General features: G+C 57.7%; 16 protein-coding genes, 1 tRNA gene, 3 rRNA genes and 1 riboswitch. Of the genes, 9 read left to right on the forward strand and 11 right to left on the reverse strand.

What is annotated here, in order from left to right; translation table 11 throughout:
* Positions 1–74: 74 nt before the first annotated feature.
* From rrf to HF675_RS22025, 4 genes are all read right to left on the reverse strand, one after another.
* Positions 75–190, reverse strand: a 5S ribosomal RNA gene (rrf, locus tag HF675_RS22010).
* 179 nt (positions 191–369) lie between these two features.
* Positions 370–3277: ribosomal RNA gene (locus HF675_RS22015) — 23S ribosomal RNA — on the reverse strand.
* A 221-nt stretch (positions 3278–3498) separates the two neighbouring features.
* Positions 3499–3574 (reverse strand) — tRNA-Glu (locus HF675_RS22020).
* Positions 3575–3747: 173 nt separating this feature from the next.
* Positions 3748–5289: ribosomal RNA gene (locus tag HF675_RS22025) — 16S ribosomal RNA — on the reverse strand.
* Together the 16S, 23S and 5S rRNA genes with 1 tRNA gene alongside form the textbook arrangement of a ribosomal RNA operon.
* Before the next feature lie 613 nt (positions 5290–5902).
* Here HF675_RS22025 and purH point away from each other — a divergent pair.
* Together purH and purD are read left to right on the forward strand one after the other, a co-directional pair.
* Positions 5903–7492: a bifunctional phosphoribosylaminoimidazolecarboxamide formyltransferase/IMP cyclohydrolase gene (gene purH / locus HF675_RS22030; protein WP_111736254.1), complete on the forward strand. Its 1590-nt coding sequence runs from the start codon at positions 5903–5905 to the stop codon at positions 7490–7492.
* Positions 7493–7546: 54 nt separating this feature from the next.
* Positions 7547–8830: a phosphoribosylamine--glycine ligase gene (gene purD, locus HF675_RS22035; RefSeq protein WP_187043792.1), complete on the forward strand. Its 1284-nt coding sequence runs from the start codon at positions 7547–7549 to the stop codon at positions 8828–8830.
* Positions 8831–8877: 47 nt separating this feature from the next.
* Here purD and HF675_RS22040 read toward each other — a convergent pair whose 3' ends face one another.
* From HF675_RS22040 to nudC, 6 genes are all read right to left on the reverse strand, one after another.
* Positions 8878–9549: a DUF1481 domain-containing protein gene (locus tag HF675_RS22040; RefSeq protein WP_238404492.1), complete on the reverse strand. Its 672-nt coding sequence runs from the start codon at positions 9547–9549 to the stop codon at positions 8878–8880.
* Between the two features lie 36 nt (positions 9550–9585).
* A complete protein-coding gene (gene hupA, locus HF675_RS22045) occupies positions 9586–9858 on the reverse strand; it encodes a nucleoid-associated protein HU-alpha (protein WP_004957785.1) in 273 nt (90 codons plus the stop codon).
* A 189-nt stretch (positions 9859–10047) separates the two neighbouring features.
* Positions 10048–10638, reverse strand: coding sequence for a YjaG family protein (locus HF675_RS22050; RefSeq protein WP_105229440.1), 591 nt, complete (start codon positions 10636–10638; stop codon positions 10048–10050).
* 39 nt (positions 10639–10677) lie between these two features.
* Positions 10678–11370, reverse strand: coding sequence for a deoxyribonuclease V (gene nfi, locus HF675_RS22055; protein ID WP_111738005.1), 693 nt, complete (start codon positions 11368–11370; stop codon positions 10678–10680).
* Between the two features lie 41 nt (positions 11371–11411).
* Complete coding sequence (gene hemE, locus HF675_RS22060) at positions 11412–12476, reverse strand: uroporphyrinogen decarboxylase (protein ID WP_105229439.1); 1065 nt, start codon at positions 12474–12476, stop codon at positions 11412–11414.
* A gap of 73 nt (positions 12477–12549) precedes the next feature.
* Positions 12550–13317 carry an NAD(+) diphosphatase gene (gene nudC / locus HF675_RS22065; protein WP_111736251.1) on the reverse strand — a complete coding sequence of 256 codons (768 nt, stop codon included), beginning with the start codon at positions 13315–13317 and terminating at the stop codon, positions 12550–12552.
* 99 nt (positions 13318–13416) lie between these two features.
* Between nudC and rsd the strand changes: the two genes are divergently transcribed.
* From rsd to thiH, 7 genes are all read left to right on the forward strand, one after another.
* Positions 13417–13923 carry a sigma D regulator gene (gene rsd / locus HF675_RS22070; protein ID WP_105229437.1) on the forward strand — a complete coding sequence of 169 codons (507 nt, stop codon included), beginning with the start codon at positions 13417–13419 and terminating at the stop codon, positions 13921–13923.
* A gap of 39 nt (positions 13924–13962) precedes the next feature.
* Positions 13963–14086, forward strand: a riboswitch (TPP riboswitch).
* A gap of 107 nt (positions 14087–14193) precedes the next feature.
* A complete protein-coding gene (gene thiC / locus HF675_RS22075; protein ID WP_187043793.1) occupies positions 14194–16128 on the forward strand; it encodes a phosphomethylpyrimidine synthase ThiC in 1935 nt (644 codons plus the stop codon).
* Positions 16121–16759 (forward strand): thiamine phosphate synthase, encoded by a 639-nt coding sequence (gene thiE, locus HF675_RS22080; protein ID WP_105229435.1) that lies wholly within the window; start codon positions 16121–16123, stop codon positions 16757–16759. The genes thiC and thiE overlap by 8 nt, the downstream gene beginning before the upstream one ends.
* A gap of 4 nt (positions 16760–16763) precedes the next feature.
* On the forward strand, positions 16764–17525 hold the full coding sequence (locus tag HF675_RS22085) for a HesA/MoeB/ThiF family protein (RefSeq protein ID WP_105229434.1): 762 nt from the start codon (positions 16764–16766) through the stop codon (positions 17523–17525).
* Positions 17510–17710: a sulfur carrier protein ThiS gene (gene thiS / locus HF675_RS22090; RefSeq protein ID WP_105229433.1), complete on the forward strand. Its 201-nt coding sequence runs from the start codon at positions 17510–17512 to the stop codon at positions 17708–17710. Before HF675_RS22085 ends, thiS begins: the two co-directional genes overlap by 16 nt.
* Position 17711: 1 nt before the next feature.
* A complete protein-coding gene (locus HF675_RS22095; RefSeq protein ID WP_187043794.1) occupies positions 17712–18491 on the forward strand; it encodes a thiazole synthase in 780 nt (259 codons plus the stop codon).
* Entirely contained in the window at positions 18491–19624 is a 1134-nt protein-coding gene (gene thiH / locus HF675_RS22100; RefSeq protein ID WP_105229431.1) for a 2-iminoacetate synthase ThiH, read from the forward strand. The genes HF675_RS22095 and thiH overlap by 1 nt, the downstream gene beginning before the upstream one ends.
* Positions 19625–19924: 300 nt before the next feature.
* Here the strand turns inward: thiH and rpoC are convergent, their stop codons facing one another.
* Positions 19925–24148 (reverse strand): DNA-directed RNA polymerase subunit beta', encoded by a 4224-nt coding sequence (gene rpoC / locus HF675_RS22105; RefSeq protein WP_105229430.1) that lies wholly within the window; start codon positions 24146–24148, stop codon positions 19925–19927.
* Positions 24149–24166: the final 18 nt, after the last annotated feature.

Below are 24166 nucleotides of genomic sequence, written 5' to 3' on the forward strand. Positions count from 1 at the left end.
CAGGTAAGCGATCCTAACGGCCAAAAACGCAAAAAGCCTCATGCTTTCGCATGAGGCTTTCTACTTTATTTGATGCCTGGCAGTGTCCTACTCTCGCATGGGGAGACCCCACACTACCATCGGCGCTACGGCGTTTCACTTCTGAGTTCGGCATGGGGTCAGGTGGGACCACCGCGCTATTGCCGCCAGGCAAATTCTGTTTCAATCAACCCGCAACGCTTCCACGTCGCCAGTCAATCCAATCTCGGAACTTCGCTGAAAATTATTCGTATCATCCTGATACTCACCCCTTCGGGGCCAACGCTCCGCGTTGTTCAAAATCGTTCCCGACGATTTTGTCATCCGTCTCTAAAACACCTTCGGTGTTGTAAGGTTAAGCCTCACGGTTCATTAGTACTGGTTAGCTCAATGCATCGCTGCACTTACACACCCAGCCTATCAACGTCTTAGTCTTAAACGTTCCTTCAGGGGCCTTAAAGGCCCAGGGAAGACTCATCTTGAGGCAAGTTTCGCGCTTAGATGCTTTCAGCGCTTATCTTTTCCGCACTTAGCTACCGGGCAATGCCATTGGCATGACAACCCGAACACCAGTGGTGCGTTCACTCCGGTCCTCTCGTACTAGGAGCAACCCCTCTCAATCTTCCAACGCCCACGGCAGATAGGGACCGAACTGTCTCACGACGTTCTAAACCCAGCTCGCGTACCACTTTAAATGGCGAACAGCCATACCCTTGGGACCTACTTCAGCCCCAGGATGTGATGAGCCGACATCGAGGTGCCAAACACCGCCGTCGATATGAACTCTTGGGCGGTATCAGCCTGTTATCCCCGGAGTACCTTTTATCCGTTGAGCGATGGCCCTTCCATTCAGAACCACCGGATCACTAAGACCTGCTTTCGCACCTGCTCGAGCCGTCACTCTCGCAGTCAAGCTAGCTTATGCCTTTGCACTAACCTCACGATGTCCGACCGTGATTAGCTAACCTTCGTGCTCCTCCGTTACTCTTTGGGAGGAGACCGCCCCAGTCAAACTACCCACCAGACACTGTCCTCACCCCCGATTAGGGGGCCGAGTTAGAACATCAAACATTAAAGGGTGGTATTTCAAGGTTGGCTCCATGCAGACTGGCGTCCACACTTCAAAGCCTCCCACCTATCCTACACATCAAGGCTCAATGTTCAGTGTCAAGCTATAGTAAAGGTTCACGGGGTCTTTCCGTCTTGCCGCGGGTACACTGCATCTTCACAGCGAGTTCAATTTCACTGAGTCTCGGGTGGAGACAGCCTGGCCATCATTACGCCATTCGTGCAGGTCGGAACTTACCCGACAAGGAATTTCGCTACCTTAGGACCGTTATAGTTACGGCCGCCGTTTACCGGGGCTTCGATCAAGAGCTTCTGGTTACCCATAACCCCATCAATTAACCTTCCGGCACCGGGCAGGCGTCACACCGTATACGTCCACTTTCGTGTTTGCACAGTGCTGTGTTTTTATTAAACAGTTGCAGCCAGCTGGTATCTGCGACTGGCTTCAGCTCCATCCGCAAGGGACTTCACCTACGCGCCAGCGTGCCTTCTCCCGAAGTTACGGCACCATTTTGCCTAGTTCCTTCACCCGAGTTCTCTCAAGCGCCTGGGTATTCTCTACCTGACCACCTGTGTCGGTTTGGGGTACGATTTCGTGTTACCTGGAGCTTAGAGGCTTTTCCTGGAAGCTTGGCATCAACTACTTCTGCACCGTAGTGCATCGTCATCACGCCTCAGGGTTAACAAGCAACCGGATTTACCAGGTCACTCCCCCTACACGCTTAAACCGAGACAACCGTCGCTCGGCTAGCCTAGCCTTCTCCGTCCCCCCTTCGCAGTAACACCAAGTACAGGAATATTAACCTGTTTCCCATCGACTACGCTTTTCAGCCTCGCCTTAGGGGTCGACTCACCCTGCCCCGATTAACGTTGGACAGGAACCCTTGGTCTTCCGGCGTGCGGGTTTTTCACCCGCATTATCGTTACTTATGTCAGCATTCGCACTTCTGATACCTCCAGCATGCCTCGCAGCACACCTTCAACGGCTTACAGAACGCTCCCCTACCCAACAACGCATAAGCGTCGCTGCCGCAGCTTCGGTGCATGGTTTAGCCCCGTTACATCTTCCGCGCAGGCCGACTCGACCAGTGAGCTATTACGCTTTCTTTAAATGATGGCTGCTTCTAAGCCAACATCCTGGCTGTCTGTGCCTTCCCACATCGTTTCCCACTTAACCATGACTTTGGGACCTTAGCTGGCGGTCTGGGTTGTTTCCCTCTTCACGACGGACGTTAGCACCCGCCGTGTGTCTCCCGTGATAACATTCTTCGGTATTCGGAGTTTGCATCGGTTTGGTAAGCCGGGATGGCCCCCTAGCCGAAACAGTGCTCTACCCCCGAAGATGAGTTCACGAGGCGCTACCTAAATAGCTTTCGGGGAGAACCAGCTATCTCCCGGTTTGATTGGCCTTTCACCCCCAGCCACAAGTCATCCGCTAATTTTTCAACATTAGTCGGTTCGGTCCTCCAGTTAGTGTTACCCAACCTTCAACCTGCCCATGGCTAGATCACCGGGTTTCGGGTCTATACCTTGCAACTAGACGCCCAGTTAAGACTCGGTTTCCCTACGGCTCCCCTATTCGGTTAACCTTGCTACAAAATATAAGTCGCTGACCCATTATACAAAAGGTACGCAGTCACACCACGAAGGTGCTCCCACTGCTTGTACGTACACGGTTTCAGGTTCTATTTCACTCCCCTCGCCGGGGTTCTTTTCGCCTTTCCCTCACGGTACTGGTTCACTATCGGTCAGTCAGGAGTATTTAGCCTTGGAGGATGGTCCCCCCATATTCAGACAGGATAACACGTGTCCCGCCCTACTCATCGAACTCACGACCTGTGCATCTTCGTGTACGGGACTATCACCCTTTACTGTGCGACTTTCCAGACGCTTCCACTGACACACAAGCCGATTCAGGTTCTGGGCTCTTCCCCGTTCGCTCGCCGCTACTGGGGGAATCTCGGTTGATTTCTTTTCCTCGGGGTACTTAGATGTTTCAGTTCCCCCGGTTCGCCTCATGCCACTATGTATTCATGACATGATAGTGTGTCGAAACACACTGGGTTTCCCCATTCGGGTATCGTCGGGTGTAACGGTTCATATCACCTTACCGACGCTTTTCGCAGATTAGCACGCCCTTCATCGCCTCTGACTGCCTAGGCATCCACCGTGTACGCTTAGTCACTTAACCTCACAACCCGAAGGTGTCTTCCGACATCGTCGTGTTGCTACATTTGAGAGACTCTATGACAGGTTACTCCTCATCCCGAACGTCTACGGGGGACAAGTTTCAGCTGCCATGTTTCAATTTTCAGCTTGTTCCAGATTGTTAAAGAGCAAATATCTCAAACATGACTCGCAAGCCAGTTTTGAGATATCGTTTGATACCGTCTTTCACCCGATATCAGCAAGTGGCGTCCCCTAGGGGATTCGAACCCCTGTTACCGCCGTGAAAGGGCGGTGTCCTAGGCCTCTAGACGAAGGGGACACGAAATTTGCTTAGCGAATCACTGATTCGCTAATTTCGTGTAAGGGCGAGATTTTCCCAGGAAAATCGAGCGACAGTGTTATTTGTCACCGTACCCCCAACGCATCGACGCTTTGCTCGTTCTTTTCATCAGACAATCTGTGTGGACACTGCACAGTCAGGATATCTTTAGGTAAGGAGGTGATCCAACCGCAGGTTCCCCTACGGTTACCTTGTTACGACTTCACCCCAGTCATGAATCACAAAGTGGTAAGCGCCCTCCCGAAGGTTAAGCTACCTACTTCTTTTGCAACCCACTCCCATGGTGTGACGGGCGGTGTGTACAAGGCCCGGGAACGTATTCACCGTAGCATTCTGATCTACGATTACTAGCGATTCCGACTTCATGGAGTCGAGTTGCAGACTCCAATCCGGACTACGACGTACTTTATGAGGTCCGCTTGCCTTCGCAGGTTCGCTTCTCTTTGTATACGCCATTGTAGCACGTGTGTAGCCCTACTCGTAAGGGCCATGATGACTTGACGTCATCCCCACCTTCCTCCAGTTTATCACTGGCAGTCTCCTTTGAGTTCCCGGCCGAACCGCTGGCAACAAAGGATAAGGGTTGCGCTCGTTGCGGGACTTAACCCAACATTTCACAACACGAGCTGACGACAGCCATGCAGCACCTGTCTCAGAGTTCCCGAAGGCACCAATCCATCTCTGGAAAGTTCTCTGGATGTCAAGAGTAGGTAAGGTTCTTCGCGTTGCATCGAATTAAACCACATGCTCCACCGCTTGTGCGGGCCCCCGTCAATTCATTTGAGTTTTAACCTTGCGGCCGTACTCCCCAGGCGGTCGATTTAACGCGTTAGCTCCGGAAGCCACGCCTCAAGGGCACAACCTCCAAATCGACATCGTTTACGGCGTGGACTACCAGGGTATCTAATCCTGTTTGCTCCCCACGCTTTCGCACCTGAGCGTCAGTCTTCGTCCAGGGGGCCGCCTTCGCCACCGGTATTCCTCCAGATCTCTACGCATTTCACCGCTACACCTGGAATTCTACCCCCCTCTACGAGACTCTAGTCTGCCAGTTTCAAATGCAGTTCCCAAGTTAAGCTCGGGGATTTCACATCTGACTTAACAAACCGCCTGCGTGCGCTTTACGCCCAGTAATTCCGATTAACGCTTGCACCCTCCGTATTACCGCGGCTGCTGGCACGGAGTTAGCCGGTGCTTCTTCTGCGAGTAACGTCAATGTAATGCCGTATTAAGACACTACCCTTCCTCCTCGCTGAAAGTGCTTTACAACCCGAAGGCCTTCTTCACACACGCGGCATGGCTGCATCAGGCTTGCGCCCATTGTGCAATATTCCCCACTGCTGCCTCCCGTAGGAGTCTGGACCGTGTCTCAGTTCCAGTGTGGCTGGTCATCCTCTCAGACCAGCTAGGGATCGTCGCCTAGGTGAGCCATTACCCCACCTACTAGCTAATCCCATCTGGGCACATCCGATGGTGTGAGGCCCGAAGGTCCCCCACTTTGGTCCGAAGACGTTATGCGGTATTAGCCACCGTTTCCAGTGGTTATCCCCCTCCATCGGGCAGTTTCCCAGACATTACTCACCCGTCCGCCGCTCGCCGGCAAAGTAGCAAGCTACTTTCCGCTGCCGCTCGACTTGCATGTGTTAGGCCTGCCGCCAGCGTTCAATCTGAGCCATGATCAAACTCTTCAATTAAAAGCTTGATTCGCTAAGTTAATAGCTGTTGCTCAAAGATTTACTGCATGAATTTTACTTCAGTTAGTCACTCTTCAAGACTTGATATTTTTTTGCATCCGAGGATGCTGGATATCGTCTTGTGAGTGCCCACACAGATTGTCTGATAAATTGTTAAAGAGCAGTGAGTTACGCGCTTTCGCTTGCTAACTCGAGGTGGCGTATATTACGCTTTCCTCTTTCAGAGTCAATTCATTTTTTCAGAATTTTTTCTCTGTCGACCCCGGATACTCTGTGATGTTGTTCACATGTTCCGTGTCGATGGAGGCGCATTATAGGGAGTTCCGCGCAGGCCGCAACAGGTATTTTCAACAAAAACGTTCGTTTGCTGCATTCCACAGCAAAAGCCGCCCTTATACCCACTTTTGCACAAACTTATCCACAGAAGGTATTTGAGCGGAAAATTTACGAGCGCCACGCAAACGTTTTCGCTACAATTCCCGGCGATGAAACGATCCCCCTTTATGGGGGCGTTACCTGAATCTGTTCCTGTTTCTCTTTATATAGAGAGCCAAAAGGTAGAGATTCACGTAACGCTCTTTATATTGCGACTCAAAAGCCAAGGGATAAAACCATGCAACAACCTCGTCCAATCCGCCGGGCCCTGCTCAGCGTTTCTGACAAAGCCGGTATCGTTGAATTTGCGCAGGCGCTGTCACAGCGCGGCGTTGAACTTCTGTCTACCGGCGGCACCGCCCGCCTGCTGGCTGATGCCGGCCTGCCTGTCACCGAAGTGTCCGACTATACCGGTTTCCCGGAGATGATGGACGGACGAGTCAAAACCCTACATCCCAAAGTACACGGCGGCATTCTCGGCCGGCGCGGCCAGGATGACGCCATCATGAACCAACATGCGATCCAGCCGATCGATATGGTGGTCGTCAACCTGTACCCTTTCGCACAGACCGTTGCACGCCCGGACTGCTCGCTGGAAGACGCGGTGGAAAACATCGATATCGGCGGGCCGACCATGGTGCGCTCTGCCGCCAAGAACCATAAAGACGTTGCCATCGTAGTAAAGAGCGGCGACTACGCGGCAATTATTGGCGAGATGGATAACAACGACGGCTCCCTGCTGTTCAACACCCGCTTCAATCTGGCGATCAAAGCCTTTGAGCATACCGCCGCCTATGACAGCATGATTGCCAACTACTTCGGCACGCTGGTGCCGGCTTACCACGGCGATACCGAACAGCCTGCCGGCCGCTTCCCGCGCACACTGAATCTGAACTACGTGAAGAAGCAGGATATGCGCTACGGGGAAAACAGCCACCAGCAGGCCGCCTTCTATATAGAAGAGAATCTGCAGGAGGCGTCCGTCGCCACGGCGCAGCAGCTGCAGGGTAAAGCGCTCTCTTACAACAATATCGCGGATACCGACGCCGCGCTGGAGTGCGTAAAAGAGTTCGCCGAGCCGGCCTGCGTAATCGTCAAACATGCCAACCCGTGCGGCGTGGCAATTGGCGATGACATTCTGGCGGCCTACGAGCGCGCTTACAAAACCGACCCGACCTCCGCGTTCGGCGGCATCATCGCCTTTAACCGTGAGCTGGACGCCGCCACCGCGCAGGCCATTATCAGCCGCCAGTTCGTTGAAGTGATCATCGCGCCAAACGTCAGCGAAGAAGCACGCAGCCTGCTGGCCGCCAAACAGAACGTGCGCGTACTGGCCTGCGGACAATGGCAGCAGCGCGTTGCCGGCCTGGACTTCAAACGCGTCAACGGCGGCCTGCTGGTGCAGGATCGCGATTTGGGCATGGTGACCGCAGATGACCTGCGCGTCGTCACCGAGCGCCAGCCAAGCGAGCAAGAGCTGCGTGATGCGCTGTTCTGCTGGAAAGTAGCCAAGTTCGTGAAGTCCAATGCTATCGTCTATGCACGCGACAATATGACCATCGGCATTGGTGCCGGCCAAATGAGCCGCGTTTACTCCGCCAAAATCGCCGGCATCAAGGCAGGCGATGAAGGGCTGGAAGTGAAAGGCTCCGCAATGGCCTCCGACGCCTTCTTCCCGTTCCGCGACGGCATTGATGCCGCAGCCGCGGTGGGCATCACCTGCGTGATCCAGCCGGGCGGCTCCATTCGCGACGACGAAGTGATCGCCGCCGCCAACGAGCACGGCATCGCCATGATCTTCACCGACATGCGCCACTTCCGCCATTAATCCCCTGTTATTGCGTGCGCCGCGTGGCGCACGCCGTTTTTTGTGGAGCACCTGATGAATATTTTAGTTATCGGTAACGGCGGGCGTGAACACGCGCTGGCCTGGAAAGCCGCCCAGTCGCCGCTGGCTGATAAAGTGTACGTCGCCCCCGGCAATGCCGGCACCGCGCTGGAAAGCAATCTGGAAAACGTAGCCATTTCCGCCACCGACATCCCGGCGCTGCTCGCCTTTGCCCAGAGCCACGACATCGGCCTGACCATTGTCGGGCCGGAAGCACCGCTGGTAATCGGCGTGGTCGACGCCTTCCAGGCCGCCGGCCTGAAAATCTTCGGTCCGTCGCAGGCCGCCGCCCAGTTGGAAGGCTCCAAAGCATTTACCAAAGATTTCCTTGCCCGCCATCAGATCCCGACGGCGGAGTACCAAAACTTTACCGACGTAGACACGGCGCTGGACTACGTGCGCAGCAAAGGCGCGCCGATCGTGATTAAGGCCGACGGGCTGGCGGCAGGCAAAGGGGTCATCGTCGCCCTGACGCTGCAGCAGGCAGAAGACGCCGTGCGCGATATGCTGGCGGGCAACGCCTTTGGCGACGCCGGCCACCGGATTGTGGTTGAAGAGTTCCTGGATGGCGAAGAAGCCAGCTTTATCGTTATGGTGGATGGCGAACACGTGGTGCCGATGGCCACCAGCCAAGATCACAAGCGCGTCGGCGACGGCGATACCGGCCCGAACACCGGCGGCATGGGCGCTTACTCGCCGGCGCCGGTGGTTACCGACGAAATCCACCAGCGGGTGATGGATCAGGTGATCTGGCCAACGGTGCGCGGCATGGCGGCAGAAGGCAACACCTATGTCGGTTTCCTGTACGCCGGTCTGATGATCTCCGCCGAGGGTCAGCCAAAAGTGATCGAATTCAACTGCCGCTTCGGCGACCCGGAAACCCAGCCGATCATGCTGCGCCTGCGCTCCGATCTGGTGGCGCTGTGCCTGGCAGGTGCTGAGGGCACGCTGGATCAACAGACTTCCCTGTGGGATGAGCGCCCCGCTCTTGGCGTGGTGTTGGCTGCCGGCGGCTATCCTGGCGACTACCGCACCGGCGATGCGATTCACGGCCTGCCGCAGCAGGAGAGCGCCGACGGTAAAGTCTTCCATGCCGGCACGCAGTTGAAAGATGGCGAAGTCGTTACCAGCGGCGGACGCGTACTGTGTGTGACGGCGCTGGGCGAGACGGTGGCGCAGGCGCAGCAACGCGCTTATCAACTGGCGGCGGGTATTGAGTGGCAGGACAGCTTCTGCCGGAAAGATATCGGTTATCGCGCGATTGCGCGCGGCAAGTAAATCACGCTGCATGGCAGGGCGCGTTCGCCGCGTCCTGTCCCCTTCTGTTACAGCGCGTCTTCCTGCGGTTCCCAGGTACAGAAATCTTCGTTCGCCACCAGCAACAGCTGACGCCCTTCCGGCGCCTCCAGCCAGGCCACGCTGACCGGCCCTGCGCTGTTTTGCGCCCGGCGCTCAATCCACGCCGTCGCTCTGTCGCCCAGTTCCGGGTCACGCCACTGCCCGGCACAGGTTTTCACTCCGTCCTGCTGCCAGCGCCCCTGATATAAGGTCACTCTGCCGGCCCGCAACGCATCGCTTAGTGCCAGTACGCGGCGCGCCTGATATTGATAACGAGCGATATCGTCCGCAGACAGCGGTTCACGCCGCGTCGCCAGCTGGCGCTGCATAAAGCTGACCGTACCGTCATCGGTAAAACGCAGTTGAATAGAGTCGCGGTCGCCGTCGGCGTCAGTACGCTTGATTTGCCTCAGCGCGCCGTGTTGATAGTCATAGCGGGTTGTCACGGTGCCAACGCCGCGGTAGGGGCTGTATACGGTTACCAACACTGCCGGACGCTGTTGTTCGTCGTCTTTACGCCACAGGCGGATTACGCCCTGATCGGCCACGTAGCCGCTGGCGGTAAAGGCGGGGGGAGTATGATGCCAACTACATGCGCTCAGGACGCTGGCAATGCCAATGGCTGCCAGCGCCCTGCGCACAAACAAAAGGGGCTTCAAAGCCCCTCTGTTTAATCTTTTCACCAACACGCAGTCTTATTTAACTGCGTCTTTCAGTGCTTTGCCAGAAACGAACGCGGGTACGTTAGCCGCTGCAATTTTGATTTCTTTGCCAGTCTGTGGGTTGCGACCAGTGCGCTCTGCACGATGGTTTACTTTGAAAGTACCGAAACCAACCAATTGTACCGCATCACCTTCTTTCAGAGACTCAGTAATAGCAGCCAGGGTAGATTCCAGAGCCAGTTTAGCTTGTGCTTTGGAAAGGTCAGCCTTGTCCGCGATTACATCAATCAGTTGAGTCTTGTTCATAAGTTATCCTTACAGTGTGTTTATCGTTTGCAAAGCATCGAGTGCGACGGATATGCCGATTGACAGCACTCTCCTGCATACACGCACCGATAGCCACTTTTTTTACGCCCCCCAAATGTAGACCAGACAGGGTGCGGATGTGAAGCCTTAAGGCATGACAAATCAGGCGTTAAATCACGTTTTCTTGCCTTATTGCGCTAAATTTATCCCAATATTGCTCACGCCAGCCTCACGAAGGTCTGCGCGTAGCCCTTTAATCAGGTCTAAATCGCGCTCTTCGCAGGCTGCCAGCAGGCGGAAAATTTCCCACTGGATGTCCCATTCTTCCTCAACCGCCGGCAGAACCTTCAGTTCTTCATCGGTCATTTCTTTCCCGGCCTGGGTCATTTCCAACATCGCCACGGTACGAATTGATGTTTCGCTGATGGCGATGGCGTGCTCCAGCGTCTCCCCGCTGAGGCGCGAATGGATCAGTTCCCCTAATGCGATACAGGCATCAATCGCCGGGTAAACGCCGTAAAGATCGTAATCTTCCGCCGCCGGAATCGCTTCCTCCAACTTCTCGAGCTGGCTGTCGAAGTTGACCTTGGCGTCTTTCACTACCAGCGTCTCCCAAATCAAATCCAGGATTCGGCGGTACACCTGCGGGTCGCCAAACTCGGTTTGCAGGCAGAACATCTGGTAATTCGGATACATACGCTCGCACAGACTAGCCATAAAGGTCAAATGTTGCCAGCTTTCAAGCTTTTCTAAGCGTAAATGAATTGGATTACGGAGCATTATTTTGTCTCACTCGCTGAGTCTGCGGCGCAGTGTAACCTAAAATACGCATGGCGACACCTCCGGATGCGCAGCCAGCCAGCGCTGAAAGGCCGGCCGGCGCGAGGCAATGGCGTCCGCCCAGCGCGTCGGTTCAGGTAAACGGTAGCCCGCCATGCAGCGTTGCACCCAGGCCAGCGCACCGTCGGCGCTGACGCGGTGCCCGGTGGCGATAAACAGCGGGTTGCAGCGCGCCTTGCTGCGCCATACCCAGCCCAGCTGTTCTCCCTTATCCATCAGCGCGCTTTTGGCGCCGACTTCTGCGCTCAAAGGCTCAAACTTGCCGCACAGCCGTTTTTTCGCCACGCCGATGGTCGGCACATCGACCAACAGCCCGAAGTGGCTGGCCACGCCGAGGCGACGCGGATGCGAAATGCCGTGGCCGTCGACAAAAATCAGATCGGGCTTCTGCCGTAGCCGTTCCCAGGCCGCCAGCAGCGCCGGGTATTCACGAAACGAGAGAAAGCCGGGAATATACGGCATGGTGGTGGCAATACGCGCAATCTGGTATTCCACCAGCTCCAGCGACGGATAACGCAGAATCGCGATAGCGGCGCGCGTTACTGCGCCTTCCTGTTCGAACCCCACGTCGCAGCCGGCGATAAAGGCCGGCGGGTCGACCGCCAACTGGTCCTGGCGAATCACGTCTGCGGCGCGCTGTAACTGCTCGGCGCGCAGCGTCTGGGTATCAATCATGGCAACTCTCCTTGTAGCGCTATCGCTGAAGCACGGGATCAACGATGATATTTGGCCGACAGCGCGTGCACCGCCTCGACAAACACGCCGGCGTTTTCCGGCGGCACGTCCTGATGAATACCGTGGCCCAAGTTGAACACATGCCCTTCGCCGTGGCCGAAGCCGGACAGGATGGTTTCCACCTCCTGTTCAATACGCTGCGGCGCGGCGTAAAGCATCGACGGATCCATATTGCCCTGCAGCGCCACCCGATCGCCGACCCGACGACGCGCATCGGCAATATCGGTGGTCCAGTCCAGGCCCAGCGCATCGCAGCCGGTCGCCGCCATCGCTTCCAGCCACTGGCCGCCGCCTTTGGTGAACAACGTCACCGGCACCCGGCGACCGTCATGCTCGCGCAGCAGGCCATCGACGATTTTATGCATATAGTTCAGCGAGAATTCGCGGTAATCACGGCCGGTCAGCACGCCGCCCCAGGTGTCGAACACCATGACCGACTGCGCGCCCGCGCGGATTTGCGCATTCAGATACAAAATCACGCTGTCCGCCAGCTTGTCCAACAGCAGGTGCAGGGTTTGCGGCTCGGCGTACATCATCTTTTTCAGTTTGGTAAACGCCTTGCTGCTGCCGCCTTCAACCATATAGGTCGCCAGCGTCCACGGACTACCGGAGAAGCCGATCAGCGGCACCTGGCCTTTCAGCTCGCGGCGGATGGTGCGCACCGCGTTCATCACATAGCCCAGCTCCACCTCCGGATCGAACAGCGGCAGCTTTTCTACATCGGCGCGGCAGGTAATCGGCGATGAGAAACGCGGCCCTTCGCCGGTTTCAAAGTAGAGCCCCAGCCCCATGGCGTCAGGAATGGTTAGAATGTCGGAAAACAGGATGGCGGCATCCAGCGCATAGCGACGCAGCGGCTGCAGCGTCACCTCACAGGCCAGTTCGGCGTTCTTGCACAGCGACATAAAGTCGCCGGCCTGCGCCCGCGTGGCTTTATACTCCGGCAAATAACGACCGGCCTGGCGCATCATCCATACGGGGGTAACATCCACCGGCTGGCGCAACAGCGCACGCAGGTAACGATCGTTCTTCAACTCAGTCATTATTGGCTCCCTTAATTCAGCTGGCGCTATTGTATACCCAAAAGAATGGGCGTTGTACCAAAGCGCCAGCGCATCATGCGTCCCGGCACAGCACCACGGTGTCCTCAATCAAACGCCGCGCCACGGTACCCGGCGGCGGCAGCAGGGGCAGCCGATCGTAGCGATACCAGCCGGCATGCAGCAGTTCCTTGGGATCGTGACGCAGTTCGCCGCGATGATAATCCGCCATAAAGGCCATCATCAGCGACTGCGGGAACGGCCAGGGCTGGGAGGAGACATAGCGCAGGTTTTTGATTTCAATATTGCTTTCCTCCATCACTTCGCGGGCCACCGCCTGCTCCAGCGTTTCCCCTACCTCGACAAAACCGGCCAGCACCGTATGGATGCCGCCGCGGTGGCGTACGTGCTGCGCCAGCAGGATTTCATCATCGCGGCGAATGGCGACAATCACGCAGGGGGCGATTTGCGGATAATAACGTTCGCGACAGTGGCCGCACAGGCAAGCATTCTCACTGCGGCTCAGGTGCATCTTATGGCCACAGTAGCCGCAAAATTGATGGGAACGATAAAATTCGGCCAGCTGCACCCCGCGCCCGGCTAACTGGAACAGGGCGCGGTCGAGATCCAGCAGCTGCCGTACCGACCCCATCTCCTGCGCCATAGCGCGGCGCACCAGCCAGACCGGCGCCCCTTGCCACTCGCCAATTTGCCGCGCCGCTTCGCCGCGCAGGCCCCATTTATCGGCAGCACCAAACGGCAATTCACCGTTTGGTAACCAAAGTTTGTTTTCATGGCTGACGATCCACCAGCCCTTTTCGTTACCTGTTAATGCAAGTTCCATATCGTTGTTGCACAACCTCAGCTTCACTGGCACTCTAGAAATCGGCACTGTTACATTTTTATAACTTACCGTTACTTTTTCTTACTTACGGAGTCAACAATGCTCAACCACTTGGAAAGCCTGACTCAGCGCGTTGGTGGTAGTAATGAATTAGTTGATCAATGGCTTGAGGCACGTAAGCAGTTGCTGGTTGCTTACTGCACGCTCGTCGGCATTAAGCCGAATAAAGAAAAGCATACGCCGCTTAATGCAAAAGCGCTGGAGAACTTTTGCCACAATCTGGTGGATTATCTCTCCGCAGGGCATTTTCATATCTATGACAGAGTCATCAAGCAGGTGGAAGGCGCCGGTAGTCCTAAAATGTCTTTCGCCACCCAAATTTATCCCAAGTTGTGGATCAATACCGAACAGGTGATGGCGTTCCACGATCGCTATGCCGACACCGAGATCGATCAGGATCTCTGTCTGGCGTTCCATCAGGCGCTGTCGGACATCGGCGAAACGCTGGCCGCCCGCTTCGCACTGGAAGATCGCCTGATTCAGCTGCTCACTGAAACCTGGCAGCCCGGCCAACAGGAAGCGGAAAAAGGCAACCTGGTCCAATAGCTTTCCCTTGCAGCAAACAATAATGCCCTTCTATACTGGGGGCTCTTGTCGGAGTGCCTAGCGCCAGGCTTGTTATCAAGTCGGCCAGGCTGAGACCGTTAATTCGGGATCCGCGGAACCTGATCGGGTTAATACCCGCGAAGGGAACAAGAGTAATCTATCGCCAGCGGCAGACCTTCCACCAGCGTCTGCCGATCGGCCAACATCGTTACTCCCTCCGAGCTCCAGACAAGCAATTTTCCCAACTCACCCGACTTGTAGGAATTTGCTATGTCTAATAACAACCAGCGTCCCCGTAAAGTACAGCGTGAAGCCGCGCAGCAGTTTATCGACAACCTTCAGGGCGTCGCTTTCCCCAACTCCCGCCGCATCTATCTGCAAGGATCGCGCCCCGATCTGCAGGTGCCGATGCGCGAGATCCAGCTCAGCCCGACCTTAATCGGCGGCAGTAAAGACGAACCGCAATATGAACCGAATGAGGCGGTACCGGTCTATGATACCGCCGGCCCTTACGGCGACCCGGCGTCCCAACTGGACGTACACCGCGGCCTGGACAAGCTGCGCGCCGGCTGGATCGCAGAGCGCGACGATACCGAGACGCTGGCCCACGTCAGCTCCGGTTTTACCCAGCAGCGTCTGGCGGATGAGGGGTTAGACCACCTGCGTTTCGAACATCTGCCGCAGCCACGCAAAGCGCAGTCGGGCAAATGCGTCACCCAGCTGCACTATGCGCGCGCCGGCGTCGTCACGCCGGAGATGGAATTTATCGCCATCCGCGAAAATATGGGCCGTGAGCGCATCCGCAGTGAGGTGCTGCGCCAGCAGCATCCGGGCCAAAGCTGGGGCGCCAACCTGCCGGAAAACATTACGCCGGAGTTTGTCCGTCAGGAGGTGGCCGCTGGCCGCGCCATTATCCCGGCCAACATTAACCACCCGGAATCTGAACCGATGATTATCGGTCGCAACTTCCTGGTGAAGGTAAACGCCAATATCGGCAATTCTGCGGTGACCTCCTCCATCGAGGAAGAGGTGGAAAAACTGGTGTGGTCCACCCGCTGGGGCGCGGATACCGTGATGGACCTCTCCACCGGCCGCTATATCCACGAAACCCGCGAATGGATCCTGCGCAACAGCCCGGTGCCGATCGGCACCGTCCCCATCTATCAGGCGCTGGAAAAAGTGAACGGCGTAGCGGAAAACCTAACCTGGGAAATGTTCCGCGACACGCTGCTGGAGCAGGCGGAGCAAGGGGTCGATTATTTCACCATCCACGCCGGTGTGCTGCTGCGCTATGTGCCGATGACCGCCAAACGCCTGACCGGCATCGTCTCACGCGGCGGCTCGATCATGGCCAAATGGTGCCTGTCGCATCATCAGGAAAACTTCCTGTATGAACACTTCCGCGAAATCTGCGAGATCTGCGCCGCCTACGACGTTTCACTGTCGCTGGGCGATGGCCTGCGCCCTGGCTCGGTACAGGACGCCAACGATGAAGCGCAGTTCTCCGAGCTGCATACGCTGGGCGAACTGACCAAAATCGCCTGGGAATACGACGTACAGGTGATGATCGAAGGCCCGGGCCACGTGCCGATGCATATGATCCACCGCAATATGACCGAAGAGCTGGAGCACTGCCATGAAGCGCCATTCTATACGCTGGGGCCATTGACCACCGATATCGCGCCGGGCTATGACCACTTCACCTCCGGCATCGGCGCCGCGATGATCGGCTGGTTCGGCTGCGCCATGCTGTGCTACGTGACGCCGAAAGAGCACCTGGGGCTGCCGAACAAAGAAGACGTCAAACAGGGGCTGATTACCTATAAAATAGCCGCGCACGCCGCGGATTTGGCGAAAGGCCACCCCGGCGCGCAGATCCGCGATAACGCCATGTCCAAGGCGCGCTTTGAGTTCCGCTGGGAAGACCAGTTCAACCTGGCGCTGGATCCCGCCACCGCCCGCGCCTATCACGATGAGACGCTGCCGCAGGAATCCGGCAAAATCGCCCATTTCTGCTCAATGTGCGGGCCGAAATTCTGTTCGATGAAGATTTCACAGGAAGTGCGCGACTATGCCGCCGCACAGGAAGCCGCCAAACCGATCGAAGTGCTGTCCGGCATGGAAAAAATGTCCGCCGAATTCCGCTCACGCGGCAGCGAGCTGTACCACAGCGCCGCAGCGCTGCAGGAGGACAACAATGGCTGAGTTATCAAGCCCGTTTCCCGCCACGTCGCACCGCCTCGGGCTGTACCCGGTGGTGGACAGCGTCATGTGGATCGAACGCTTGCTGGACGCAGGCGTCACCACCATCCAGCTGCGGATTAAGAACCAACCGGATGAGCAGGTCGAAGCCGACATTATCGCCGCCATCGCCCTCGGCAAACGCTACAACGCCCGTCTGTTTATCAATGACTACTGGCGGCTGGCGGTCAAACACGGCGCCTACGGCGTCCATCTGGGGCAGGAGGATCTGGACAGCACCGATCTGGCAGCCATCCATCGCGCCGGGCTGCGTCTTGGCGTATCAACCCATGACGATGCCGAACTGGCGCGCGCCAAAGCGGTGCAGCCCTCGTATATTGCGCTCGGCCACATCTTTCCCACCCAGACCAAGGATATGCCTTCCGCCCCCCAGGGGCTGGCGGAGCTGAAGCGCCACGTGGCGACGCTGGCGGCGTATCCCACGGTGGCGATCGGCGGCATCAGCCTCGATCGCGTCCCGGCGGTATTGGCCTGCGGCGTCGGCAGCGTGGCGGTGGTGAGTGCCATCACCCAGGCGCCGGACTGGCGGGCCGCTACGGCGGAACTGCTGCGCCTGATTGAAGGCAAGGAGTAACGGTATGCTCAGCGATCACGAATTCTTACGTTACAGCCGGCAGCTGTTGCTGGAAGACATCGGCCCCGACGGGCAGGAAAAACTCAAAGGCGCCAGCGTGCTGATCGTCGGCCTGGGCGGGTTGGGATCGCCGGCGGCGCTGTATCTGGCCGCCGCCGGCGTCGGAACGCTGCTGCTGGCGGACGATGACCAGCTGCATCTCACCAATCTGCAGCGGCAGATCCTCTACCGCAGCGCCGACGTGCCGCACGGGAAGGCCCAACTGGCCCAACGCCACCTGCAGGCGCTTAATCCGCAGGTCGAGTCGATCGCTCTGGCGCAGCGCCTGCAGGGCGCAGAACTGCAACAGGCGGTGGCGCGCGCCGATCTGGTGCTGGACTGCAGCGACAATATGGCGACCCGCCACGCAATCAATGCCACGTGCGTGGCCGCCGGCAAGCCGCTTATCAGCGGCAGCGCGGTCGGCTTCAGCGGGCAGTTGTTGGTCATCACCCCGCCGTTCCAGCAGGGATGTTACGCCTGCCTGTACCCTGACCAGACGGAGCCGCAGCGCAACTGCCGCACCGCCGGCGTACTCGGCCCGGTGGTCGGCGTCATCGGTACGCTGCAGGCGCTGGAAGCCATCAAGATGCTGGCGGGCATGCCCTCCGCGCTCAGCGGCAAGCTGCGCCTGTTCGATGGCAAACAGCAAAGCTGGCATACGCTGCAGCTGAGCAAAGCCCAGTCGTGCCCCATCTGCGGAGGCGATCTATGCAAATCCGCCTGAATGACCAAACGCTGGAGCTGGCGGCGCCGCTCAGCGTCAGCGCCCTGCTGTCGCAGCTGACGCGCGACCAGCCGGGTACCGCGCTCGCCATCAATCACGTCATCATCCCACGCGCCGACTGGGCCAATCATCTGGTGCAGGACGGCGATGACATCCTGCTTTTCCAAGCGATTGCCGGAGGCTGATATGCTGCAAATCGCCGATACCACCTTTACCTCACGCTTACTCACCGGCACCGGCAAGTTCGCCACCCCGGCGCTGATGCTTGACGCGCTGCAGGCGTCCGGCTCACAGCTGGTGACCATGGCCATGAAGCGCGTCGACCTGCAAGGCGGCAACGACGCCATTCTCGCGCCGCTGCGGCAGTTGGGCGTGCGTCTGCTGCCCAACACTTCCGGCGCCAAAACCGCCGCGGAAGCGGTATTCGCCGCCAGGCTGGCGCGCGAAGCCCTCGGCACCCATTGGGTGAAGCTGGAAATCCACCCGGACGTGAAGTACCTGCTGCCCGACCCGATCGAAACGCTGAAAGCTGCGGAAACGCTGGTCAAAGAGGGGTTTGTGGTGCTGCCTTACTGCGGCGCCGACCCGGTGCTGTGCAAACGGCTGGAGGAAGCGGGCTGCGCTGCGGTGATGCCGCTGGGCGCGCCGATCGGCTCCAACCGCGGGCTACGCACCCGCGATTTTCTGGAGATCATTATCGAGCAGGCCAACGTGCCGGTGGTGGTTGACGCCGGCATCGGCGCCCCCAGCCACGCACTGGAAGCAATGGAGCTGGGCGCCGACGCGGTGCTGGTGAATACCGCTATCGCCGTCGCCCGCAACCCGGTACATATGGCGCAGGCTTTCCGCCTGGCGCTGGAGGCCGGCGAGCTGGCGCGCCAGGCAGGCCTCGGCCACAGCCAGCGCAGCGCGGCCGCCTCCAGCCCGCTGACCGCATTTCTCAGCCAATCGGCGGAGGTGGACTGATGGCGGATGATTTCTCGCAACGCTGGCAAACCTTTGACTGGGATGACATCACCCTGCGCATCAACAGCAAAACGGCGCGCGATGTGGAGCGGGCGCTGAACGCAGAGAAGCTGACGCGGGACGATTTTATGGCGCTGATTTCACCGGCGGCGGCTCCCTACCTCGAACCGCTGGCGCAACGCGCCCAACAGCTGACTCGCCAGCGTTTCGGCAACGTGGTCAGCTTCTACGTCCCGCTCTACCTATCCAACCTGTGCGCCAATGACTGCACTTACTGCGGTTTTTCCATGAGCAACCGTATCAAGCGCAAAACGCTGGACGCCGACGAGATCGCCCTAGAGTGCCGCGCCATCAAGGCGCTGGGTTTCGAGCACCTGCTGCTGGTCACCGGCGAACACCAGACTAAGGTCGGCATGGACTATTTTCGCCGCCATCTGCCGCAGATCCGCTCTCAGTTCAGTTCGCTGATGATGGAAGTGCAGCCGATGTCGCAGGAGGAGTATGCGGAGCTGAAAACCCTGGGGCTGGACGGCGTGCTGGTGTATCAGGAAACCTATCATCCGGCCACCTATCAGCAGCACCATCTGCGCGGACAGAAGCAGGATTTCCACTGGCGGCTGGCGACGCCGGATCGCCTGGCGCGCGCCGGGATCGACAAGATCGGGCTGGGGGCGCTGATCGGCCTGTCCAACAGCTGGCGCACCGATTGCTATCTGCTGGCGGAGCATCTGGCCTATCTGCAGCAAACCTACTGGCAGAGCCGCTATTCGATTTCGTTCCCGCGTCTGCGGCCGTGCGCCGGCGGTATCGAACCGGCGTCACTGATGGATGAAGCGCAGCTGGTGCAACTGATTTGCGCCTTCCGGCTGTTTGCGCCTGACGTCGAACTGTCCCTGTCCACACGCGAATCGCCGCATTTTCGCGATCACGTGATCCCGCTAGCCATTAACAGCGTCAGCGCCGGCTCCAAAACGCAGCCGGGCGGTTACGCTGACGATGTGCCGCCGGAACTGGAACAGTTTGAGCCGCACGACGGCCGCTCCCCGCAACAGGTTGCCCAGGCGATCGACAAGGCAGGGCTGCAGCCGGTATGGAAAGACTGGGATAGCTATCTGGGACGCGCACCGCAATAAACGGCAACGTTTTCAACGGCCAGAGAAAAGTGCTGGAAACGGCGCGCAGCCTCGGTAAACACCGCTGGCCGCCGCCGACCATTGACGTAAAGTGGCGGCGTTGGTTATCAATCCCGAAGCCAACCAAGGTTATCTCCCCCTCTTGATAACCTTGCCTTACCAACCCCGGAGCGTATGGCCAGAGCGCCATGCGTCTCCGGTTCCATTTCTCCCACCCGGCACCCGTCCGCAGGCAAAAAAAAACCGCCCCCAAAGGGACGGTTTATCAATACTGGCCCGGCGTACCGGGCCGCGGCGCGATTACTCGTCGCCGTTACCGTTCAGGCCTGCATTCAGCAATTCGGCCAGGTTGGCAGTCGCTTCTTCCGCGCTCACCTGCGGAACAACCGGTGCTTCGCCCTGTGCACGACGGCGCATGCGGTCCTGATGATAAGCGTAACCGGTACCGGCTGGGATCAGACGGCCCACGATGACGTTCTCTTTCAGGCCACGCAGTTCATCACGCTTACCGGCAACCGCCGCTTCGGTGAGAACGCGCGTCGTTTCCTGGAACGATGCAGCAGAGATGAAGGACTCGGTCGCCAAGGATGCCTTGGTGATACCCAGCAGGTCGCGCGCGAAGGTTGCACCCAACTTGCCATCTGCTTCCAGCTGGCGGTTGGCAATCTTGACGCGAGACACTTCAGCCTGCTCGCCTTCCAGGAACTCAGAGCCACCAGCGCTAACGATGGTGCCTTTACGCAGCATCTGACGAACGATAACTTCGATGTGCTTATCGTTAATCTTAACGCCTTGCAGACGGTAAACTTCCTGCACTTCGTTGGTGATGTAGCGGGTAACCGCATGCACACCACGCAGACGCAGAATGTCGTGCGGCGACTCTGGACCATCGGAAACCACATCACCACGTTCGACGCGTTCGCCTTCAAACACGTTGAGCTGACGCCATTTTGGAATCATCTCTTCGTAGGCATCGCTGCCGTCCAGCGGAGTGATAACCAGACGGCGTTTGCCTTTGGTCTCTTTACCGAACGAGATAATCCCGCTGATTTCAGCCAGGATTGCCGGCTCTTTCGGACGACGTGCTTCGAACAGATCCGCAACGCGCGGCAGACCACCGGTAATATCCTTGGTACCGCCGGATTCCTGCGGAATACGCGCCAGGGTATCACCCGAACCGATCTGTACGCCGTCTTCCAGCTGAACAATCGCTTTGCCCGGCAGGAAGTACTGAGCAGGCATATCGGTGCCTGGGATCAGGACGTCGTCGCCGTTGGCGTCAACAATTTTCAGCGCAGGACGCAGATCTTTACCGCCCGCGGTACGTTCTGCAGAATCCAGAACCACCAGCGATGACAGACCGGTCAATTCGTCGGTCTGACGAGTAATCGTCTGGCCGTCGATCATATCGGCGAAGCGAATGAAACCGCTCACTTCACTGACTACCGGCATGGTGTGCGGATCCCAGTTCGCAACGGTCTCGCCGCCGGTCACTTCCGCGTTGTCACCTTTCGCCATCACGGCGCCGTAAGGCACCTTGTAGCTTTCTTTGGTACGGCCGAATTCGTCGATCAGTTTCAGCTCGGTGTTACGCGAGGTGATCACCAGCTTATCGCTGCTGTTCACAACGAATTTGGCGTTGCTCAGCTTGATGCTACCGCTGTTTTTCACCTGGATGCTGGATTCAGCAGCCGCACGCGATGCCGCACCACCGATGTGGAAGGTACGCATCGTCAGCTGGGTACCCGGCTCACCGATGGACTGTGCCGCGATAACGCCGATGGCCTCACCTTTGTTGATGATGTGGCCACGCGCCAGGTCACGACCATAGCAGTTTGCACACACGCCGAAGTCGGTTTCACAGCTAACGACGGAGCGAACCTTCACGCTGTCAACGGAGTTTTCTTCTAACAGATCACACCATTTTTCGTTCAGCAGGGTGTTACGCGGAACCAGAATATCTGCCGTACCCGGCTTCAACACTTCTTCAGCGGTCACACGACCCAGTACGCGCTCACGCAGCGGCTCTTTCACGTCGCCACCTTCGATGACCGGGGTCATCAGGATGCCGTCGTGGGTGCCACAGTCGTCTTCGGTCACCACCAGATCCTGCGCAACGTCAACCAGACGACGCGTCAGATAACCGGAGTTCGCGGTTTTCAGTGCGGTATCCGCCAGACCTTTACGCGCACCGTGCGTGGAGATGAAGTACTGGAGTACGTTCAGACCTTCACGGAAGTTCGCGGTGATTGGCGTTTCGATGATGGAACCGTCCGGCTTCGCCATCAGGCCACGCATACCGGCCAGCTGACGAATCTGAGCGGCGGAACCACGCGCACCGGAGTCGGCCATCATAAAGATGCTGTTGAAGGAAACCTGCTGTTCCACTTCGCCGTCACGGTTAACCACGTCTTCTACCGACAGGTTTTCCATCATCGCTTTAGCAACGCGTTCGTTGGCCGCAGCCCAGATATCGATAACCTTGTTGTAGCGTTCGCCGGCGGTAACCAGACCAGACTGGAACTGCTCCTGGATCTCGGCAACTTCGGTTTCCGCTTCTTCGATGATCTCGGCTTTCTTCGCCGGGATAACCATGTCGTCGATGCCTACGGAAGCGCCTGAACGGGCTGCGTAAGCAAAACCGGTGTACATGATCTGGTCAGCAAAGATAACGGTCGGCTTCAGCCCCATGATGCGGTAACAGGTGTTCAGCATCTTGGAGATCGCTTTTTTGCCCAACGGCTGGTTAACGATAGAGTACGGCAGGCCCTTCGGCACGATCATCCACAGGATGGCGCGGCCGATGGTGGTGTCCACCAGGCTGGTCTGCGTCGTCCACTCGCCTTCCGCATCTTTCACTTCTTCAGTGATACGCACTTTAACGCGCGCATGCAGCGAGGCCAGGCCAGCGCGGTAAATACGCTCGGCTTCTTTAGGACCACTCAGCACCATGCCTTCGCCTTTGGCGTTAACACAGTCACGGGTCATGTAGTACAGACCCAGTACAACGTCCTGAGACGGAACGATGATTGGCTCGCCGTTCGCCGGAGACAGGATGTTGTTGGTCGACATCATCAGCGCACGCGCTTCCAGCTGGGCTTCCAGCGTCAGCGGTACGTGAACAGCCATCTGGTCACCATCGAAGTCGGCGTTATACGCCGCACAAACCAGCGGGTGCAGCTGGATGGCTTTACCTTCGATCAGTACCGGTTCAAAAGCCTGGATACCCAAACGGTGCAGGGTTGGTGCACGGTTCAGCAGTACCGGGTGTTCGCGGATCACTTCATCCAGGATATCCCAGACGACGGCTTCTTCGCGCTCAACCATTTTCTTGGCGGCTTTGATGGTGGTGGCCAGGCCACGCAGCTCCAGCTTGCCGTAGATGAACGGTTTGAACAGCTCCAGCGCCATTTTCTTCGGCAGGCCACACTGGTGCAGACGCAGGTATGGACCAACGGTGATAACGGAACGGCCGGAGTAGTCAACACGCTTACCGAGCAGGTTCTGACGGAAACGACCCTGCTTACCTTTGATCATGTCGGCCAAAGATTTCAGAGGACGTTTGTTGGAACCGGTGATCGCACGACCGCGACGGCCGTTATCCAGCAGCGCATCTACCGCTTCTTGCAGCATACGCTTTTCGTTGCGCACGATGATGTCCGGCGCGGCCAGATCCAGCAGGCGCTTCAAACGGTTGTTACGGTTGATGACGCGACGATACAGATCGTTCAGATCGCTGGTCGCGAAACGACCGCCATCCAGCGGAACCAGCGGACGCAGATCCGGCGGCAGTACCGGCAGCACGGTCAGGATCATCCACTCCGGCTTGTTGCCGGACTGTACGAACGCTTCCAGCAGCTTGATACGCTTGGTCAGCTTCTTACGCTTGGTTTCGGAGTTGGTTTCGTTCAGCTCTTCGCGCAGAGTTTCACACTCTTGCTCCAGATCCATGTTTTTCAACAGGGCCTGGATCGCTTCTGCACCCATCTTGGCGTCGAATTCGTCACCGAACTCTTCCAGCGCGTCCAGATACTGCTCTTCGGTCAGGATCTGACGGCGCTCGAGGTTGGTCATACCGCCTTCAACCACTACGTAGGATTCGAAGTACAGTACGCGTTCGATGTCACGCAGCGGCATATCCAGCAGCAAACCGATGCGGGACGGCAGCGATTTCAGGAACCAGATATGCGCGGTTGGGGAAGCCAGTTCGATGTGGCCCATGCGCTCACGACGCACTTTGGTCTGGGTCACTTCAACGCCGCACTTCTCACAGATAACGCCGCGGTGCTTCAAGCGCTTGTACTTACCGCACAGGCACTCGTAATCTTTTACCGGCCCGAAGATACGGGCACAGAACAAACCGTCACGCTCTGGTTTGAACGTACGGTAGTTAATGGTTTCCGGCTTCTTAACTTCACCGAACGACCACGAACGGATCATGTCTGGCGATGCCAGAGCAATCTTGATCGCATCAAACTCTTCGGTCTTAGTTTGCGCTTTCAGAAACTTCAATAAGTCTTTCACGGATTGGCTCCTGTCGGA

This window comes from Serratia sp. JUb9 (genome assembly GCF_014298095.1).
Classification (GTDB): Bacteria; Pseudomonadota; Gammaproteobacteria; order Enterobacterales; family Enterobacteriaceae; genus Serratia_B; species Serratia_B rhizosphaerae.

What these genes read in the sequence shown, in the direction of transcription:
- thiH (WP_105229431.1), top strand. Translation starts at nt 18,491, where the DNA reads ATGGCGGATGATTTCTCGCAACGCTGGCAAACCTTTGACTGGGATGAC.
- purD (WP_187043792.1), top strand. Translation starts at nt 7,547, where the DNA reads ATGAATATTTTAGTTATCGGTAACGGCGGGCGTGAACACGCGCTGGCC.
- thiS (WP_105229433.1), top strand. Translation starts at nt 17,510, where the DNA reads ATGCAAATCCGCCTGAATGACCAAACGCTGGAGCTGGCGGCGCCGCTC.
- hemE (WP_105229439.1), bottom strand. Translation starts at nt 12,476, where the DNA reads ATGACTGAGTTGAAGAACGATCGTTACCTGCGTGCGCTGTTGCGCCAG.
- thiC (WP_187043793.1), top strand. Translation starts at nt 14,194, where the DNA reads ATGTCTAATAACAACCAGCGTCCCCGTAAAGTACAGCGTGAAGCCGCG.
- HF675_RS22050 (WP_105229440.1), bottom strand. Translation starts at nt 10,638, where the DNA reads ATGCTCCGTAATCCAATTCATTTACGCTTAGAAAAGCTTGAAAGCTGG.
- thiE (WP_105229435.1), top strand. Translation starts at nt 16,121, where the DNA reads ATGGCTGAGTTATCAAGCCCGTTTCCCGCCACGTCGCACCGCCTCGGG.
- HF675_RS22085 (WP_105229434.1), top strand. Translation starts at nt 16,764, where the DNA reads ATGCTCAGCGATCACGAATTCTTACGTTACAGCCGGCAGCTGTTGCTG.
- hupA (WP_004957785.1), bottom strand. Translation starts at nt 9,858, where the DNA reads ATGAACAAGACTCAACTGATTGATGTAATCGCGGACAAGGCTGACCTT.
- nudC (WP_111736251.1), bottom strand. Translation starts at nt 13,317, where the DNA reads ATGGAACTTGCATTAACAGGTAACGAAAAGGGCTGGTGGATCGTCAGC.
- purH (WP_111736254.1), top strand. Translation starts at nt 5,903, where the DNA reads ATGCAACAACCTCGTCCAATCCGCCGGGCCCTGCTCAGCGTTTCTGAC.
- rsd (WP_105229437.1), top strand. Translation starts at nt 13,417, where the DNA reads ATGCTCAACCACTTGGAAAGCCTGACTCAGCGCGTTGGTGGTAGTAAT.
- HF675_RS22095 (WP_187043794.1), top strand. Translation starts at nt 17,712, where the DNA reads ATGCTGCAAATCGCCGATACCACCTTTACCTCACGCTTACTCACCGGC.